This window comes from Vogesella mureinivorans, assembly GCF_007644035.1.
Lineage (GTDB): Bacteria > Pseudomonadota > Gammaproteobacteria > Burkholderiales > Chromobacteriaceae > Vogesella > Vogesella mureinivorans.
In genome coordinates this window covers 1-269 of record NZ_VMTV02001020.1, presented here as the reverse complement: position 1 = coordinate 269, position 269 = coordinate 1, and the positions used below count along the sequence as shown (strand labels likewise).

The 269-nt window shown below is 66.9% G+C and carries 1 pseudogene; it reads left to right on the top strand.

The features are described 5' to 3' along the window. Positions 1 to 269 (top strand): annotated as a pseudogene (locus FLQ44_RS22540) (peptide chain release factor N(5)-glutamine methyltransferase); the annotation flags it as partial.

Below are 269 nucleotides of genomic sequence, written 5' to 3'. Positions count from 1 at the left end.
AACCGCTCTGACCGCTGAACAGCAATCGCAGCTGGAGGCGCTGCTTGCCCGCCGTAAAACCGGCGAGCCGGTGGCGCATCTGGTTGGCGAACGCGAGTTCTGGTCACTTCCGCTGTACGTTTCAGCGGCCACGCTGATCCCGCGCCCGGACACCGAGTGTCTGGTGGAGCAGGCGCTGGCGCGGTTACCGGCGCAGCCGTGTCAGATCCTCGATCTCGGTACTGGCACCGGCGCGATTGCGCTGGCGCTTGCCAGCGAGCGACCGGACT